This is a genomic window from Cytobacillus stercorigallinarum (assembly GCF_014836495.1).
GTDB lineage: Bacteria > Bacillota > Bacilli > Bacillales > Cytobacillaceae > Cytobacillus > Cytobacillus stercorigallinarum.
In genome coordinates, this window is the sequence record NZ_JACSQT010000002.1 from 514,741 (window position 1) to 532,504 (window position 17,764).

Genomic DNA, 17,764 nt, shown 5'->3' on the forward strand with positions numbered 1-17,764 from the left:
GGGATTTTTATCGTCGCTGTAATATCTCAGGACAATACACATAGGATGGTCGAAAAGTAATCAAACTTTTCGACCATTTTTGTTATGCGAATGCTTTGCCCCATGCTTGTGGATCTTTTTTCCATTCGTCTAATACATCAAAGTCTGATGCCTCAATTGTACCTTGCTCTTTTGCGACCTCTTTTAATGCATTAAAATCGGAAAGTGTGTGAGCTGAGACTTTCGCAGCTTGAAGTAACTCTTCTCCTTTTTGCAATTGATAAGTGAAGATAGCGACAATCCCTAACACTTCACAGCCAGCATCTCTTAATGCTTCTACTGCATTGATAGCACTGCCACCGGTTGAAATTAAATCTTCAACTATTACTACTTTTTGCCCTTTTTCTGCCTTCCCTTCAATTTGTTTTCCTTTACCATGCGCTTTTGCTGTTGAACGTACATAACACATCGGTAAGTTCATCCGCTCACTTACCCATGCAGCATGTGGTATACCTGCAGTTGCTGTTCCCGCTATTACTTCAGCATCACCATAATGATCTTCAATTAACGCTTTGAGGCCTTTAGCTATTTCACTTCTTACTGCTGGATACGCTAATGTTAAACGATTATCACAGTATATGGGAGATTTTAAACCTGACGACCAAGTAAACGGATCTTTAGGATTTAATGCCACTGCTTTAATAGTTAATAAGCTTTCTGCTATTTGTTTTTTCATACGGAAATGCCCTCCCAAAGATTTTTAATTTGATAATAGGCAGCAAGGGAATCAGTTGCTTTTGTAATGGAGCGTCCGACCACAATCGCTGAGACACCTTCGCTTCTGGCAAAATCAGGTGTGGCAACCCTTTTTTGATCTTGTTTATCATCATTCGCCATCCTAATTCCTGGTGTAACTGTTAGAAAATCATTGCCTAACCTTTCTGCAATTTGCTTTGCTTCAAAAGTAGAACAAACGACTCCGTCCAACCCAGCTTGTTTCGTTAATTGACTATAGTGCAATACCGACTCGTTTAATGAACCAGGAATTAACTGTTCTTTATTCATTTGTTGTTGTGATGTACTCGTTAATTGGGTGACTGCAATTATTTTTGCCCGTTCATCGCCTTGAAGTTTCCCTTCCTCAAGCCCTTCAACAGCTGCTTTCATCATCTCCATTCCACCAGCTGCATGAACATTCACTAAGTCACATCCGAGACGAGCAAGTCCCCTCATGGCACTTTTTACTGTATTCGGAATATCGTGTAGCTTTAAATCTAGGAAAACTTGGTGGCCTTCAGCTTTTAATCGTTCCACAATTTGTGGACCTTCTTGATAATATAGCTCCATTCCAACCTTTAAGAATAATTGCTCATTTGTGAAAGGTTTGAGGAAATCGTCCACTTGTTGACCATTAGCAAAATCAAGCGCGATGATGAGTGAGTTTTTCAACAGTCTTCCAGCTCCTTCCTGTACATTCAGAAATATGATCAAAGCCTAATGAGTGAATCAGTTCTGGCAACTCTGCGATTATTTTTGGACAGATAAATGGATCAACAAAGTTCATCGTCCCCACTGCAACGGCGCTTGCTCCGGCATAAAAATATTCAATTACATCTTCAGCCGTTTCCACGCCCCCCATGCCTATGATCGGAATGGACACTTGCTGGCTTACTTCATGAATCATACGAATAGCAACAGGTTTAATGGCCGGTCCGGAAAGCCCCCCTGTTTGATTAGCAATCACTGGTTTACCGGTCCTTATATCGATTCTCATCCCTACAAGTGTATTAATCATCGTTAATCCGTCTGCCCCACCATTTTCAACGGCTTTTGCCATTTCAACGATATTTGTTACGTTTGGAGAGAGTTTTACATATACAGGTACTGCTGAGACTTCCTTCACCTTTTTCGTTAATGATTGCGCAATTTCCGGAACAGTACCAAAGGCAATACCACCTGTTTTCACATTCGGGCAAGAAATATTCAACTCAAGCGCATGAACATTCGGTGCTTGTGAAATCTCTTTTGCTACTGCGATATAATCTTCCTCCATCGATCCCGCTACATTCGCTATAATAGGGACATCAAATTGAGAGAGCCATGGTAATTCTTCTTCAACAACTTTTGTCAATCCAGGATTTTGCAGTCCAATTGCGTTCAACATACCCGCAGATGTTTCTGCTACCCGCGGTGTTGGATTTCCGAACCTAGCTTCTTTCGTTGTCGCTTTAATCATAATCGCACCAAGCTGACTTAAATCATACAAGTGACTATATTCTCTACCGAATCCAAAGCAACCCGATGCCGGCATAATTGGGTTTTTCAAACTAAGCCCTGGTAGGCTAATATTTAGAGCATTCAAATGACAACCTCCCCTGCCCTAAATACGGGCCCATCACTACAAACCTTTTTATAAGAAACTCCTGTTGGATCGTCACCTGTATGGCAAACACAAGCAAAGCAAGCACCTATTCCGCAACCCATTCTCTCTTCTAAGGATAAAAATACCTTTTTATGTCTGTTTTCTTTCTCAAGTGCCCGTAGCATTGGTGTTGGCCCGCAAGTGTACAAAACATCAAAAGTTATATTTTCATTTTTAATGACATCAGTGACTAACCCTGAATAAGCGTAACTCCCATCAGCAGTTGTAATATAAGTTGCACCTAATTGCTTAAATTCTTCTTCATAAAAAACGGCATTCTTCGTTTGAAATCCGAGAACATGGATTACATTTACACCATTTGCCGTTAGTCTTTGCGAAAGTTCATATAGCGGCGGGACGCCTATGCCGCCACCAACGAGCAATGCCGTTTCACAAGACTCTACTTCATCTACAGGAAAACCGTGACCAAGTGGGCCTAACACATCAAGTAAATCGCCTTGTTTTAATTTCGCTAACAGACTTGTACCTTTCCCCTCTGCACGGTAAATCATTGTGAAAGTCTGTCTGGATTGATCTATATTTGCAATAGATATCGGTCTTCTTAATAGAGGTGAAAGGCTGTTATTCACTTTTACATGTACAAACTGACCTGGCTCTGTCATTTCATGAACAAGCTCACCTTTTACAGTGAGCTCATAAATATTTGTTGCGATTTCTCTTTGATCAATTACTTGACATATTTCTTGTTTGATCATAAGAAAACCGCCTCCTGTACTACTTTTTCTTCTAGTTTATTCATTGCATCTGCAGAGAAAGTCATTGATTCGATGACTTGTAGAATCGCATCTGCCGTATCTAATGATGTTAAGCATGGAACCCCATTTTCTACCGATTCCCTGCGAATTCTAAAGCCATCTCTTGCTGGTTGCTTTCCTTTTGTCAGTGTATTAATGACAATTTGCGCTTGCCCATTTCGAATGACATCAAGTAAGTTCGGCTCATCAGCACCAATTTTATTCGTAATATCAACAGGTATACCGGCACTTTGAAGATATTCAGCCGTACCACTTGTTGCCATTAATCTATAACCGGTAGAAGCAAAGCGTTTGGCGAGACTCAAAGCTTCTTCTTTATCTTTGTCTGCTATAGTCATTAAAACTGTGCCATATGGATAAATCTTCATACCCGAAGCAACTAACCCTTTATATAAAGCTTTTTCAAGTGTTTGATCTTTACCCATCACCTCACCAGTTGATTTCATTTCTGGACCAAGGGTGATGTCAACTCTTCTCAATTTTGCGAAAGAAAACACCGGTACTTTAACGTATACACCTGTTTTTTCAGGTACCAACCCATTTTCATACCCTTGACTTTGTAATGTTTCCCCTAGAATGACCTTTGTTGCAATCTTCGCCATTGGTACGTTTGTAATTTTACTCAAAAAAGGTACCGTTCTACTTGAGCGGGGGTTGACTTCGAGCACATATACTTCACCTTTTGAGACGACATATTGGATATTTAATAACCCGATAATACCAAGTCCTTTTGCCAACCTCTCCGTATAATCAACTAGTTTCTCTTGAATGCTAACACTTATATTTTGTGGAGGATAAACAGCGATCGAATCCCCTGAGTGCACCCCAGCTCGTTCGATATGCTCCATTATTCCTGGAATAACTACAGTCTTTCCATCACTGATTGCATCCACTTCAATTTCTTTCCCCGTTAAGTATCGATCGATTAATACTGGATGCTCCGGATTTACTTTCACAGCGTTCTTCATATAGAAGAGAAGCTCCTCTTCTTTATATACGATTTCCATCGCTCGACCACCTAGTACATAAGAGGGTCTAACAAGAACTGGATAACCGATATCAGTTGCAATCTCCACCGCTTCTTCTACTGATAATGCTGTTTTCCCTTGCGGCATAGGTATGTTTAATTCTTGCAATGCATGTTCAAACTTGTCTCGGTCTTCTGCGCGATCGAGATTCTCTAGCGAAGTTCCTAATATTTTCACTCCGCGTTCCACAAGACCTGCTGCTAAGTTAATCGCCGTTTGACCACCGAACTGAACAACTACTCCTTCTGGCTTCTCGAGGTCAATAATATGCATTACATCTTCAATCGTTAATGGTTCAAAATATAGTTTATCCGAAATACTAAAGTCAGTTGAAACTGTTTCAGGGTTATTGTTGATAATGATGGCTTCATATCCAGCTTCTTTTATTGCCCATACCGCATGAACAGTGGAATAATCAAACTCTACACCTTGACCGATTCTGATTGGACCAGACCCCAATACAAGCACACTCTTCCTATTTGTCACAATCGACTCATTCTCATCTTCATATGCACCGTAATAATAAGGTGTTTCCGATTCAAATTCTGCCGCACAAGTGTCGACCATTTTATAAACTGGGGTGATACACGCCTCTTTTCTCATTTCATAGACTTCTCTTTCTTTCATTGACCACAAGTTGGCGATCGTCGTATCAGCAAAGCCTAGTTTTTTCGCTAGTTGTAAAGTTTCTAGGTTTCCAATATTTTTTGCTAATTGAGTTTCCATCTCCACAATTTTATTCAATTTATATAGGAAAAATAAGTCGATTTGGCTCCATTCATGAATGGTTTCTATTGTAACTCCGCGTCTTAACGCTTCACCTATATAGAATAAACGCTCATCACCAGCTTTACGAATACGCTTTTGTAAAAGAGCATCATCAATTTCGGCCCCGTTTTGCAAGAAAAGGTGGTGCACATTTGCTTCTAGTGACCTTACAGCTTTCAAAATTGACTCTTCAAAATTCCGGCCAATCGCCATGACTTCACCAGTTGCTTTCATTTGCGTACCTAATGAACGATTTGCCGATTCAAATTTATCAAATGGCCAACGTGGAATTTTTGTCACGATATAGTCTAATGCTGGTTCAAAGCTTGCATATGTTTTTCCTGTTACAGGGTTCATCATTTCATCTAAAGTTAACCCAACGGCAATTTTTGCTGCAAGCTTGGCAATTGGATAGCCCGTCGCTTTAGAGGCGAGTGCGGAAGAACGACTGACTCTAGGATTCACTTCAATAATGTAGTAATGGAAACTGTAGGGATCAAGTGCGAGTTGAACGTTACAGCCACCTTCAATCCCAAGTGCTCTAATTATTTTAAGAGAAGCGTTTCTCAGCATTTGATATTCACGATCACTTAATGTTTGGCTTGGTGCCACAACAATACTGTCTCCTGTATGTACCCCGACAGGATCAATATTCTCCATATTACAAACGACAATTGCGTTATCATTTGAATCTCTCATAACCTCATATTCTATCTCTTTAAAACCGGCAATACTTTTCTCTAGCAAACATTGGGTCACTGGGCTATTTTTCAATCCGCTTGTCACGATTTCATTTAGTTCTTCTTCGTTGTGGCAAATGCCTCCACCTGTTCCACCTAGTGTAAAAGCAGGTCTTACGATGACTGGGTAACCAACAATGTCAACAAATTGTTTGGCCTCTTCTAATGTGTGAATAATTTCACTATCAGGTACCGGTTCACCGAGCTCATTCATCAACGTACGGAACAAATCACGATCCTCTGCTTGTTCAATCGCAGATAGCTTCGTTCCTAAAATTTCTACCTGACATTCTTCTAACACACCTGATTTGGCTAATTCTACCGCCAAATTTAAACCTGTTTGCCCACCTAACGTTGGTACGAGGGCATCCGGACGTTCTTTTCTAATAATTTTACTAACAAACTCAAGTGTTAACGGCTCAATGTAGACTGCATCGGCAATTTCTGTATCAGTCATAATCGTGGCTGGATTGGAGTTGACTAAAATGACACGGTAACCTTCTTCTTTTAGTGCGATACATGCTTGTGTTCCAGCATAGTCAAATTCTGCCGCTTGCCCAATGACAATGGGGCCTGATCCAATTACTAATATGCTTTTTATGTCTGTACGCTTTGTCATTGATAAACACCTTCCTGTCTGTTCGTTTCAATTAAACTTAAAAACTGTTCAAAAAGACCGTTCGCATCCTCTGGTCCAGGTGATGCTTCTGGGTGGTACTGTACGGTGAAAGCAGGGTAGACTTTATGTTTTAACCCTTCAACTGTGCCATCATTCAAGGCAATATGCGTAATTTCTAGGTCTGTCTGATCAACCGACATCTCGTTGACAGAGTAACCGTGGTTTTGTGAAGTGATTGCAATCTTACCGGTAGCCAAGTCTTTTACGGGATGATTCGACCCACGATGACCAAACTTCATTTTTTCAGTATTTGCTCCGCATGCGAGAGCGAAAATTTGATGGCCGAGACAAATGCCGAATAGTGGGACTTTACCTAAAATCTCTCTAACCATTTCAATTGCTTGGGGCACATCTTTTGGATCCCCAGGACCATTAGATAACATAATACCGTCCGGGCTCAAGTTTAATATTTCTTGTGCAGATGTATGATAGGGAACGACTATGACGTCACAGTCTCTTTTATTTAACTCTCTTAAAATCCCGTGCTTCATACCAAAATCGACCAATACTACTCTTCTGCCACGCCCTGGTGATGGGTAAGGCGTTTTTGTTGATACTTGCTTTACTTGATCCACTCGCAGTTTAGTTGCTTTCATTTTTTCTAATACATCGGTAACATTTTCTTCTATGCTACAAATCGTTCCTTTTAATGTTCCGGCTTTACGGATGATTCGTGTTAACTTTCGCGTATCAATCCCTGCGATGCCTGGAATGTCTTTCATAGAAAAGTACTCAGCAAGCGATTGTTGATTACGAAAGTTTGATGGATATTCCGCTGCTTCTTTAACAATGAAGCCACTGATAGCTGGATGAATAGATTCAAAGTCATCACGGTTAATACCATAATTACCGATTAACGGGTAAGTTAAAGTCACAATTTGGCCACAATACGAAGGATCAGATAAAACTTCTTGGTATCCTGTCATACCTGTATTAAACACGACTTCACCCATCGTTTGTTTACCACTACCAAAGCCTTCACCAATAAATACTGTGCCATCCTCTAAAATCAATTGTCTTTTCATGCTGTTACACTCCCCTTTTTAAAGACTACCTTTCCAGCAACAATTGTCGTTGTTGGCCAACCTTTACACTTCCAACCAGCAAACGGTGTATTTTTACCTTTTGATAAGAAGGTATCTGGATCAACTGCTTCTTCCTTTTCTAAATCAAGCAAAACAATATCTGCCCTGTTTCCTGTTTGTAATAACCCTCTATTTAAAGAGAAAGATTCAGCTGGTTTTATTGTTAAGAAATCGATGAGTTGCTTTAGTGTGAAAATACCTTTCTTAACAAAGTTCGTATAAAGAAGTGGAAAAGCTGTCTCTAACCCTACAATACCGAATGGTGATAATGTCATCCCTTCAGCCTTCTCTTCTGCTGTATGCGGGGCATGGTCAGTAGCGATAAAATCGATGGTGCCATCTAGTAGCCCCTCCAACAGCGCTTCTTGATCGTCTTTGCCTCTAAGTGGCGGATTCATCTTATAGTTAGTATCAAGACCAGGAATATCTTCTTCTGATAACAATAAGTGGTGTGGCGTCACCTCTGCCGTTACTTTAATCCCTGCTCTTTTGGCATCTCTTACCACCCGAACTGATTCTTTTGTGCTAATATGACAAACATGATAATGGCAATTGGCTGCCTCTGCTAATAGCACGTCTCTTGCAATATGCACAGATTCACATACTGAAGGGATACCGTTTATCCCTTGCGCTTTTGAAAACTTCCCTTCATGAACGGCTCCTTTATGAATTAATGTATTTTCCTCACAATGAGCGACAATTGCCATATTTACTTCTGCTGCTTTTTTCATCGCTGAGTACATCATATCTGCTGACTGCACCCCAACCCCGTCGTCAGTAAAAGCGAAGGCTCCTGCTTCTTTAAGTGCTGCAAAATCTGTGAGTTCTTCTCCAGCTTCTCTTATCGTGATCGAGGCATATGGTAATACTTCCACTACGCCTGTTTCAGTGATTCTTTTATGTAATGTTTCCATTTGTTCCTTACTATCTGGTACAGGTCTTGTATTTGGCATGGCAGCAATTGTAGTGAATCCGCCTCGCGCCGCTGCCTGTGTACCAGTTGCAATTGTTTCTTTATGTTCACCACCTGGCTCGCGTAAATGGACATGAAGGTCGACAAATCCTGCTGTTACAAGTTGACCTGTTGCATCAATGACCTCATGATCATTTACTGCGATAGAGTCACTGATTTCTTCAATCTTCCCATCGTTAATGAACACATCCTGTTGAAGTAATTCCCCTTCATTAGTAAGCAATTGACCATTTTTGATGATGATTCCCATTACGCTCTCCCCCTTCAAGTTGTTCAATTATTCTTTTTAATACCGCCATTCTAATAAATACACCATTTTTCATTTGTTTGAAAATTCTCGACCGTCCACACTCAACTAGACTGTCTGCAATCTCTACACCACGGTTAACTGGTGCAGGGTGCATAATAATGCTGCTCTTTTTCATCATTTTTTCCCGTTCAAGTGTCAATCCAAATGCTTTATGATACTTTTCAGCGTCCCATATACTACCTTCATGGCGTTCATGCTGTACCCTTAGCAACATGATGACATCGGCTTCTTTTACCGCTTGATCGATAGACACATATTGCCCGTGTTGGGCCATACTTTGATCGAACCATATTTCTGGTCCTGAGAAAATCACGTTTGCACCTAACCGATTTAAACTCTCTGCATTTGACCTTGCAACACGGCTATGACGTAAGTCACCAACGATTGCTACCTTTAACCCTTTAAAGCTACCGAATTCTTGTTTAATTGTTAGTAAGTCAAGCAAAGATTGTGTGGGATGATGTCCACAACCATCGCCTGCATTAATAATCGCACTTTTCGTCTTCCCAATAAGTTGATCAAAATAACAATTCTCGTGATGCCTGATGACAGCTAGTTGAACACCAATTGCTTCAAGCGTCCTTACTGTGTCATAGAGCGTTTCACCCTTTGACACACTAGAAGTACTCACTTCAAATGGAATAATATCTAAGCCCAATCTTCTTTCAGCAACTTCAAAGCTACACTTTGTTCTTGTGCTGTTTTCAAAAAAGAGATTCGCGATAAAAACTTTGTTTTTAGGCTTCCATATTTCACCGTTAATAAAACGCTCTGCATCGGCTAAAATCCCTTGAATTTCGTCTATTGTTAGATCAGTTGTAGTCAGACAATGTTCCATAAAAGACAGCCTCCTTTTTTATTGAAGCGTAAAGGTTGATCTCCCTTGACTTCTATTAAAAAACACCTTGACAAAAACAAGTCAAGGTGTCGAATAAACATGAGTGATTCAAAGTGAGATTTTCTTCCCACTTTGAACTCAGCTCCTCAACACCCTTATGAACCTCTCTGGATTCCTTTTAAAAGGCGTAATTAGTTTTCAAACATATTTTCATCTACTTCCGGTTTACCCGGTAAGACTAAGTTGAGTACAACCCCAGCAATTGCGGCAATCGCCATTCCCTCTAAGTTGAAGACCCAAAGTTGTAAATGCGCGCCGCCAATTCCTAATACAAGGATAACAGAGGCGATAGCTAGGTTACGGTTATTTCCAAAGTCGATTTTATTATCTACAAGCATCCTTAATCCTGAAGAAGCTATGATACCGAATAGAAGGATTGAAACCCCGCCCATAACTGGTGTCGGTATTGAACTTATTAAAGCTGTTACTTTTCCGATAAATCCGAAGACGATGGCAATCACTGCTGCTCCGGCAATGACATAAACACTGTAAATTTTGGTGATTGCAAGGACACCGATATTTTCTCCATAGGTGGTTTTCGGTGGTCCACCAATTAGAGCTGATAACATTGTTCCCATCCCATCTCCTAAGATGGAACGATGTAAACCTGGGTCTTTTATATAGTCTTTGCCCACTACTTTTCCGAGTACAAGTTGATGACCGATATGTTCAGAAAGAGTGACAACAGCAACTGGGATCATCAGTAGAGCAAGATCAAGAGTAATTCTGACATCATAATCCATCACAGGTAAGATAAATTCAGGCATTTCAAACCATGCAGCTTTTGCAACAACTGAGAAGTCAACAATGCCAATCATGAGTGAATATACATAACCGATAATGATACCAGCAAGAATCGGAATCATTCCAAGCATGCCTTTTCCATAAACTGAGATAATGACTGTAGCAGCAAGCGTAATTAAAGCTGCCGAGAAGTGAAGCATGCTATATTCTCCTGTTACTGGGTTGTTCATGGCCATGTCAATTGCAGTTCCAGATAACGCAAGTCCGATAACGATGATAACAGGCCCTGTAACAATGGGTGGTAATAATTTCAAAATCCAACGATAACCCGCTTGCTTAATAATAAGAGCGACGACCCCATAAACGAGACCTGCCATAAAGCTTCCTATCATGGCAGCGCCAGGTCCACCTTCGAGCTGTGCGGTCTGGATAGGAATAATAAATGCGAAAGACGAACCTAGGTATGCAGGAACTTTCCATTTTGTAATCATTAGGAAAGCAAGTGTTCCGATACCACTTGAGATTAGGGCAATAGCTGGGCTTAAACCTACTAAGTATGGTACTAAGATGGTAGCACCAAACATGGCGAATAAATGTTGTAAACTGAGGGTGAGCCAATGTACTGGCGTTGGTTTATCATGTATGTCTAATACTGGTTTATTCATGGTGGTATTTCTCCCCTTTAATATAAAACCCTCTTTGCCTGCGGACAAAGAGGGTTGGTAAGCACAGACCAGGAGCAGTCTGTTACTTCCCCCTTTGTCAGCCTCTCTGGACTGCATTTAAAAAGGGCTCATTTTATTTTTCAAAGATACTTACTTGATCTGTTTGATCAATTTCATTTAGTTCGACAACTATTTTTTCAGAACTTGAAGTCGGAATGTTTTTCCCAACATAATCAGCTCTAATCGGTAATTCTCTATGACCACGATCTACAAGCACACCTAACTGGATAGCTGAAGGTCTACCTAAATCAATTAAAGCATCTAATGCTGCTCTTACTGTCCTTCCTGTATAAAGGACATCATCAATGACAATCACTTTCTTATCGTTAATATCAATCGGGATATTTGACCCCTTAACGAGCGGTTCTTGATTATCTGTCTTCTTTGATAAGTCATCTCTATAGAGAGTAATATCGATTTCACCAACCGCTACTTTGGCACCTTCAATTTCTTCTATTCGCTTTGCTAGGCGATTAGCAATATAAATCCCTCTTGTCTTAATTCCAATAAGCACACAATCCTCAATGCCCTTATTCTTTTCAATCATTTCATGAGCTATTCTTGTTAGTGCTCTTCTTATCGCTTGTTCGTCCAGTACAATGGCTTTTTGTGACATCTTTTTCACCTCATTTTATACTAAAAAACCCTCTCACCTAAAGGAGAGAGGGTAAACGATCGTACTTTATTTGAACATACAACAACCGCATGTTCATACCGTTTCCTTCCCAGCCTCACGGGACTGCTTTTAAAGGACTTATTTAACTGAATTCATCTTATAACACTTCAACTTACTTGTCAACAATTATTTTTCCAACATAGCAATGAGCTGTTTGAAATCAGCTGGCAATGGTGCGGTAAATTCTAGGTACTCACCTGTTCTTGGATGATTGAACCCTAACACCCCTGCATGAAGCACTTGTCCGCCGAACTCAACTGTTTTTCGCGGCCCATATTTCGGATCTCCAGCTAATGGAAAGCCAATATATTTCATATGAACACGTATTTGATGCGTTCTTCCCGTCTCAAGCTGACATTCTATCAAAGTAAAATCTTTAAAGCGCTCGATAACATTGAAATGCGTAACAGCATGTTTGCCATTATCAACAACCGTCATACTTTGGCGATCTTTCGTGTCTCTCCCGATAGGTGCATCAATTGTACCATGATCATGATTTAATACGCCGTGCACAACCGCTTTATATTTTCTTGTCACCGTTTTATTCACAAGTTGCTCTACTAAATTCTCATGGGCGAGATCATTTTTAGCCACCATAAGCAGGCCGGATGTATCCTTATCAATTCTGTGGACAATACCTGGTCTCATGACCCCATTTATACCTGATAAGTCTTTACAATGTGCTAGTAAGCCGTTTACCAATGTACCTGTTCCATGCCCAACCGCAGGGTGCACAACCATTCCCCTCGGTTTATTGACTACTAAAACATCACTATCTTCATAATAAATATCCAAGTCCATTTCCTCAGCAACTACATCTAATGGCTCTGGATCAGGAATAATTATATCAAGCTGGTCTTCATTTACTACCTTATAATTTGTTTTTACTTTATTACCATTGACAAGCACATGTCCTGCTTTTATCCATTCTTGCACTTGTGTTCTTGACCATTCTGCATTCAGATTAGCCAGCACCTTATCAATACGATCACCCGCTTGATTTTCGGTGATATTATGTTCCACTTTGCTCATTTGCTTTCTCCTTTTTCACTTCTCTTTCCTCTCGTATCATCTGTATTAATAACAGCACGACACCTATACATAGAGAGGAGTCCGCAACATTAAATATCGGGAAGTTATATCCGAACGGGAATGTATGAATAAAATCAACCACTTCTTTTCGCCAAAGACGATCAATAAAGTTTCCAATTGCACCACCTAATATTAGTGCTAATGAAAGCTGAAGAAGCCATTTTCCCTTCGCATGTGTTTGCATATAATAAATGATTCCGATGATGACAATAACAGTAATCAAATAAAAAAACCACATTTGACCTTCTAATATTCCCCAGGCTGCACCTGTGTTCCGATGGGAAGTAATATACAGAAAATCTTCAATGACAGTCATACTTTCACCAAGCGTAAAATTCTTGACAATTAACCATTTAGTCCATTGATCAAAAGCAATAATCAATAAAGCGATTATGTAGAAAAACACAAAGGCAACCTCCAATATTCATTTGTATACCTTTGCATTTTAGCATAAACCCATAAAAAACGGTAGCATTGCTCTTTAAGGCATTGTTTTAATCATAAAGGGCTTTACGATAGAACCTTTTAAGAGACTGACAATCGTCCATTGTTTGTAGCGTAGGGATTAATGTTAATAAATCTTCTGGCAAAAACTCACCAGAAATTTCACATGTGCCAAATTGGCCATTTTCATACTTCTCTATCGCCTTTTCAACATCATATAATTCATCTAATATCATTTCATTTATAAAGGGGTGAAGATTACTTTGCATTAACCTCTCCAGTAACTCTTGTCTCGTATTACGAAGCTCTTCAATTAGTGGAATAACATGTGGTTGATTGTTCAAAAAAATCCCCCTTCATCCTTCAAGATTGTTCATAAAGTTATTATGAGCAACTGGCTAATTTTGAACGCTTCTAAAGATTTTACAAGCTGAACAAGTTTTACAGGTTGAGGAAAATTTTATTAGTTTCACTAAAAGAGGAAAAGGTTGAGACATGATAAAATTATTCACTTCAATATTTGTTAACAACTTTTCATTAAAATTATAATCGTTTTTATAGCAAATCTTTTTTAGAATTCTCCTTGATTTCTAACTTCATTCACCCTTCTTATATAATCATGAAAAGAAAACAGAAAAAGACCCGAACGAATAGTTCGGGCCTTGATTAGGCTAATACTAAATTTAGTTCAAATGGCTATAGTTTTCTTTCACGACAGTAGCACAACGTGGGCAAAGGGTTGAAAATTCTTCTACTTCCCCAACATCTGGAGTGACTGTCCAACAACGTTCACATGTTTCACCTTCAGCTTTAGAAACCATGATTGCTACATTGTCAAATTTATGCGCTTCATTTGGTGCTTGCTCTAAGCTGCCTGCCACTTCAAATGCAGAAACGATAAATAGTTGTGGTAAGCTTTCTGAAATAGAATCAAGTAAGGAATTGGTTTCGTTATCAACATACAACGTTACTTTTGCTGTCAATGATTTACCGATCACTTTTTCATTTCGTGCTTCTTCTAGCGCTTTTAGGACATGATTTCTTAATTTCATGAAAGCTGTCCATTTTGTCGTTAATTCTTCCGCATTAGCAAAAGTTTGTACTGTCGGCATATCTGTCAATTGAACACTCATCTCTTCCACACTTGGAATGTGACGCCATACTTCATCAGCAGTATGAGAAAGAATCGGTGATACAAGCTTAGTAAGGGCAACTAAGCTATCATAAAGCACTGTTTGAATCGCACGACGATCATGTTGATCTTGCGCTTCAATGTACAGAACATCTTTCGCAAAATCTAGATAGAATGAACTTAAGTCTAAAGTACAGAAATTATTAACAGCATGGTAAATGCCTGCAAATTCATAGTTCTCATAAGCTTGTAGCGATGTTTCGATTAGGTTATTTAACTTTACTAACATAAACTGATCGACTTCACGTAATTCATCATAAGAGACACGATGTACTGCCGGATCGAAATCAGCTAAGTTTCCTAATAAGAAGCGGAAAGTGTTTCTAATTTTACGGTAAACTTCTGCTACTTGTTTTAAGATTGGATCAGATACTCTTACATCTGCTTGGTAATCAACTGATGCAACCCAAAGTCTTAAAATATCTGCACCTAATTGGTTCATCACTTTTGAAGGTACAATGACATTACCAATTGACTTACTCATTTTTCTACCTTCACCATCTAAAACAAAGCCGTGACTTAAGATGCCTTTATATGGTGCTTTACCAGTTACAGCGACACCTGTAGATAATGATGAGTTAAACCAACCTCTATATTGGTCAGACCCTTCTAGATAAAGGTCTGCTGGTCTTTGTAAATCTTCACGCTCAAGTAATACTGCTTGATGCGAAGAGCCGGAATCAAACCAAACATCCATAATATCCGTTTCTTTTGTAAACACACCATTTGGACTACCTGGATGAGTAAATCCTTCAGGCAATAATTCCTTCGCCTCTTTTTCAAACCACACATTCGAACCATGCTCTCTAAATAGTTGGGATACATGATCAATTGTTTCGTCTGTAATAATCTCTTCTCCATTTTCTGCATAGAAGACAGGAATTGGCACACCCCATGCACGCTGTCTAGAAATACACCAATCACCACGATCACGAACCATATTATAAAGCCTTGTTTCGCCCCATGCCGGTGTAAATGTTGTATCATTAATTGCTTGCAATAATTCTTGTCTAAAATCTTTAATAGAAGCAAACCATTGGGCTGTTGCACGGAAAATAACTGGTTTTTTTGTGCGCCAATCATGTGGATAAGAATGCTTGATAAAAGAAAGCTTCAATAACGCGCCAACTTCTTCCAATTTTTCTGTGATTGGTTTATTGGCCTTATCATAGAAAAGACCTTCAAAACCAGGTGCTTCTTCTGTCATTACCCCTTTGTCATCCACCGGACATAATACATCTAAGCCATATTTAGAGCCAATGTAAAAGTCGTCTTCACCATGTCCTGGAGCCGTATGAACACAACCAGTACCAGCGTCTGTAGTTACATGGTCACCAAGCATAACAAGTGAATCACGGCCATATAATGGATGTTCAGCAGTCACATATTCTAACTCACTACCTTGAATCGTTTGAACGACCTTAGGATTTTCCCAGCCAATCTCTTCTGTTACAGACCCTAGTAGATCTTCAGCTACTAAATATTTTTCGTTAGCCACTTCAACGACAACATACTTTAGTTTCGGGTGGACAGAAATACCTAAGTTAGCCGGCATTGTCCAAGGCGTCGTTGTCCAAATAACAATACGTACGTCTTCAGATAAAACATCTTTACCGTCTTTCACTTTAAATCCTACATAAATGGAAGCGGATTGCTTATCTTTATATTCAATCTCAGCTTCTGCTAATGCAGACTCAGATGATGGAGACCAGTAAACAGGTTTCTTCCCTTTATAGATATAACCTTTTTTCGCCATCTCACCAAAAACTTTGATTTGTTGGGCCTCATAGGCAGGTTTTAATGTAATATAGGGATTTTCCCAATCTCCGCGAACACCCAACCGCATAAATTGTTCACGTTGATTCTCGATTTGACCGTAAGCATATTCTTCACAAAGTTTACGAAATTCTGCTACCGTCATTTCTTTACGTTTTACACCTTTATTCGTTAATGCTTGTTCAATGGGCAATCCATGCGTATCCCAACCAGGTACATATGGTGCATGGTAACCACTCATTGACTTATAGCGGTTAATGAAGTCTTTTAAAACTTTATTTAACGCATGTCCGATATGAAGATCGCCATTCGCATAGGGAGGTCCGTCGTGCAGGATAAACAATGGCTGATTTTTCGTGCGCTCAAGCACTTTTGCGTAAATATCTTGTTCATTCCATTCTGTTTGCATTTCAGGTTCTCTTTTTGGCAAATTTCCTCTCATTGGAAAATCTGTTTTAGGCATTAATAAAGTATCTTTGTAATCCATAGCTCATTTCCTCCTCAACATACTACATAACATTATGACCAAAGTAGCGCTCATACATAAGGTACTCGGGGAAAACACAAAAAACCCCTCATCCCAAAAAAAGGGACGAGAGGTTATATATTCCCGCGGTACCACCCTTGTAGATAGAGAAATTCCCTATCCGCTCAAAAATCAATTCGTAACGTGAACGTCTACGCCTTACTCTAACTTTTTAGCTCAAGTAAGGAACTCAAGGGTGATGTTCAAATTCTTCTTCTTAATATCAGGCTTTCACCTTCCCTGAATCGCTGAAGTGGGAATCCACTCTTTTAAGTAAGATAGAATGCTACTATCCCTGTCATCGTTTTATCATGTTTTTTCTAGATTATATGCGATAGGATACAACTTCGTCAAGTCGGTTTAATTCAGAAGTTAAAGTATCTTATACCCTAGATTCTTCTTCTTTTGTAGACTTCAAGTCTGTTGTATCTAGCTCATATTCCATTAAGTGGTCCCAATCATCATTTTGTAGCATATCTAATTGGGCTTCGATTAACATTTTAAAACGATTTCTAAATACTTTCGATTGCTTTTTCAAATCTTCTATATCCAGCGCAATCTTCCTTGCTTTAGATAATGATTCATTCACAATCCTGTCAGCGTTTTTCTCCGCCTCACGAATAATTAGCTTTGCCTCTTTCTGTGCGTTTCGCTTCACTTCTTCCCCAGCTTCTTGCGCAACAACAATCGACTTATTTAACGTCTCTTCAATCGTATTAAAATGTCCGACTCTTTCATTTAAGTCGTTTAAACGCTCTTCTAATTCCTTCTTCTCACGAATAATGATTTCATAGTCTTTAATCACTTGATCTAAAAACTCATTTACTTCATCTTCATCATATCCACGAAAACCTTTGCTGAACTCTTTGTTATGAATATCTAACGGTGTTAATGGCATAAGGCCACCTCCTAGATCAGTTGGTCAAATTAT

The 17,764-nt window shown here is 39.4% G+C and carries 15 protein-coding genes and 1 other annotated feature; all 15 genes read right to left on the reverse strand.

Annotated features, from left to right (window positions below; translation table 11 throughout):
- Window positions 1-82: 82 nt before the first annotated feature.
- The 15 genes from pyrE to H9655_RS07125 all read right to left on the reverse strand — a co-directional run bounded on the left by pyrE (window position 83) and on the right by H9655_RS07125 (window position 17,731).
- Window positions 83-715 carry an orotate phosphoribosyltransferase gene (gene pyrE, locus H9655_RS07055; protein ID WP_191812332.1) on the reverse strand — a complete coding sequence of 211 codons (633 nt, stop codon included), beginning with the start codon at window positions 713-715 and terminating at the stop codon, window positions 83-85.
- Window positions 712-1,428, reverse strand: a complete 717-nt coding sequence (gene pyrF, locus H9655_RS07060) for an orotidine-5'-phosphate decarboxylase (protein ID WP_191812334.1) — start codon at window positions 1,426-1,428, stop codon at window positions 712-714. Before pyrF ends, pyrE begins: the two co-directional genes overlap by 4 nt.
- Window positions 1,400-2,341 (reverse strand): dihydroorotate dehydrogenase, encoded by a 942-nt coding sequence (locus tag H9655_RS07065; RefSeq protein ID WP_191812336.1) that lies wholly within the window; start codon window positions 2,339-2,341, stop codon window positions 1,400-1,402. Before H9655_RS07065 ends, pyrF begins: the two co-directional genes overlap by 29 nt.
- Window positions 2,338-3,117, reverse strand: coding sequence for a dihydroorotate dehydrogenase electron transfer subunit (locus H9655_RS07070; protein WP_191812338.1), 780 nt, complete (start codon window positions 3,115-3,117; stop codon window positions 2,338-2,340). Before H9655_RS07070 ends, H9655_RS07065 begins: the two co-directional genes overlap by 4 nt.
- Window positions 3,114-6,332 (reverse strand): carbamoyl-phosphate synthase large subunit, encoded by a 3,219-nt coding sequence (carB, locus tag H9655_RS07075; protein WP_191812340.1) that lies wholly within the window; start codon window positions 6,330-6,332, stop codon window positions 3,114-3,116. Before carB ends, H9655_RS07070 begins: the two co-directional genes overlap by 4 nt.
- Window positions 6,329-7,417: a carbamoyl phosphate synthase small subunit gene (locus tag H9655_RS07080; RefSeq protein WP_191812342.1), complete on the reverse strand. Its 1,089-nt coding sequence runs from the start codon at window positions 7,415-7,417 to the stop codon at window positions 6,329-6,331. Before H9655_RS07080 ends, carB begins: the two co-directional genes overlap by 4 nt.
- Window positions 7,414-8,700 carry a dihydroorotase gene (locus H9655_RS07085; protein WP_191812344.1) on the reverse strand — a complete coding sequence of 429 codons (1,287 nt, stop codon included), beginning with the start codon at window positions 8,698-8,700 and terminating at the stop codon, window positions 7,414-7,416. The genes H9655_RS07080 and H9655_RS07085 overlap by 4 nt, the downstream gene beginning before the upstream one ends.
- Window positions 8,663-9,598 carry an aspartate carbamoyltransferase catalytic subunit gene (locus H9655_RS07090; RefSeq protein WP_191812346.1) on the reverse strand — a complete coding sequence of 312 codons (936 nt, stop codon included), beginning with the start codon at window positions 9,596-9,598 and terminating at the stop codon, window positions 8,663-8,665. Before H9655_RS07090 ends, H9655_RS07085 begins: the two co-directional genes overlap by 38 nt.
- Window positions 9,599-9,789: 191 nt before the next feature.
- On the reverse strand, window positions 9,790-11,067 hold the full coding sequence (locus tag H9655_RS07095) for a uracil-xanthine permease family protein (RefSeq protein WP_191812348.1): 1,278 nt from the start codon (window positions 11,065-11,067) through the stop codon (window positions 9,790-9,792).
- A 133-nt stretch (window positions 11,068-11,200) separates the two neighbouring features.
- Complete coding sequence (gene pyrR, locus H9655_RS07100; RefSeq protein ID WP_191812350.1) at window positions 11,201-11,743, reverse strand: bifunctional pyr operon transcriptional regulator/uracil phosphoribosyltransferase PyrR; 543 nt, start codon at window positions 11,741-11,743, stop codon at window positions 11,201-11,203.
- Window positions 11,744-11,929: 186 nt separating this feature from the next.
- Window positions 11,930-12,835, reverse strand: a complete 906-nt coding sequence (locus H9655_RS07105; RefSeq protein WP_191812352.1) for an RluA family pseudouridine synthase — start codon at window positions 12,833-12,835, stop codon at window positions 11,930-11,932.
- Window positions 12,816-13,301, reverse strand: a complete 486-nt coding sequence (gene lspA, locus H9655_RS07110) for a signal peptidase II (protein WP_191812354.1) — start codon at window positions 13,299-13,301, stop codon at window positions 12,816-12,818. Before lspA ends, H9655_RS07105 begins: the two co-directional genes overlap by 20 nt.
- A gap of 88 nt (window positions 13,302-13,389) precedes the next feature.
- The gene (locus tag H9655_RS07115; RefSeq protein ID WP_225230473.1) at window positions 13,390-13,683 is read right to left on the reverse strand and encodes a hypothetical protein; all 294 of its coding nucleotides are present in this window, start codon (window positions 13,681-13,683) and stop codon (window positions 13,390-13,392) included.
- Window positions 13,684-14,022: 339 nt separating this feature from the next.
- On the reverse strand, window positions 14,023-16,794 hold the full coding sequence (ileS, locus tag H9655_RS07120) for an isoleucine--tRNA ligase (RefSeq protein ID WP_191812357.1): 2,772 nt from the start codon (window positions 16,792-16,794) through the stop codon (window positions 14,023-14,025).
- Window positions 16,795-16,892: 98 nt separating this feature from the next.
- Window positions 16,893-17,144: a binding site (T-box leader), on the reverse strand.
- 71 nt (window positions 17,145-17,215) lie between these two features.
- Entirely contained in the window at window positions 17,216-17,731 is a 516-nt protein-coding gene (locus H9655_RS07125) for a DivIVA domain-containing protein (protein ID WP_191812359.1), read from the reverse strand.
- Window positions 17,732-17,764: the final 33 nt, after the last annotated feature.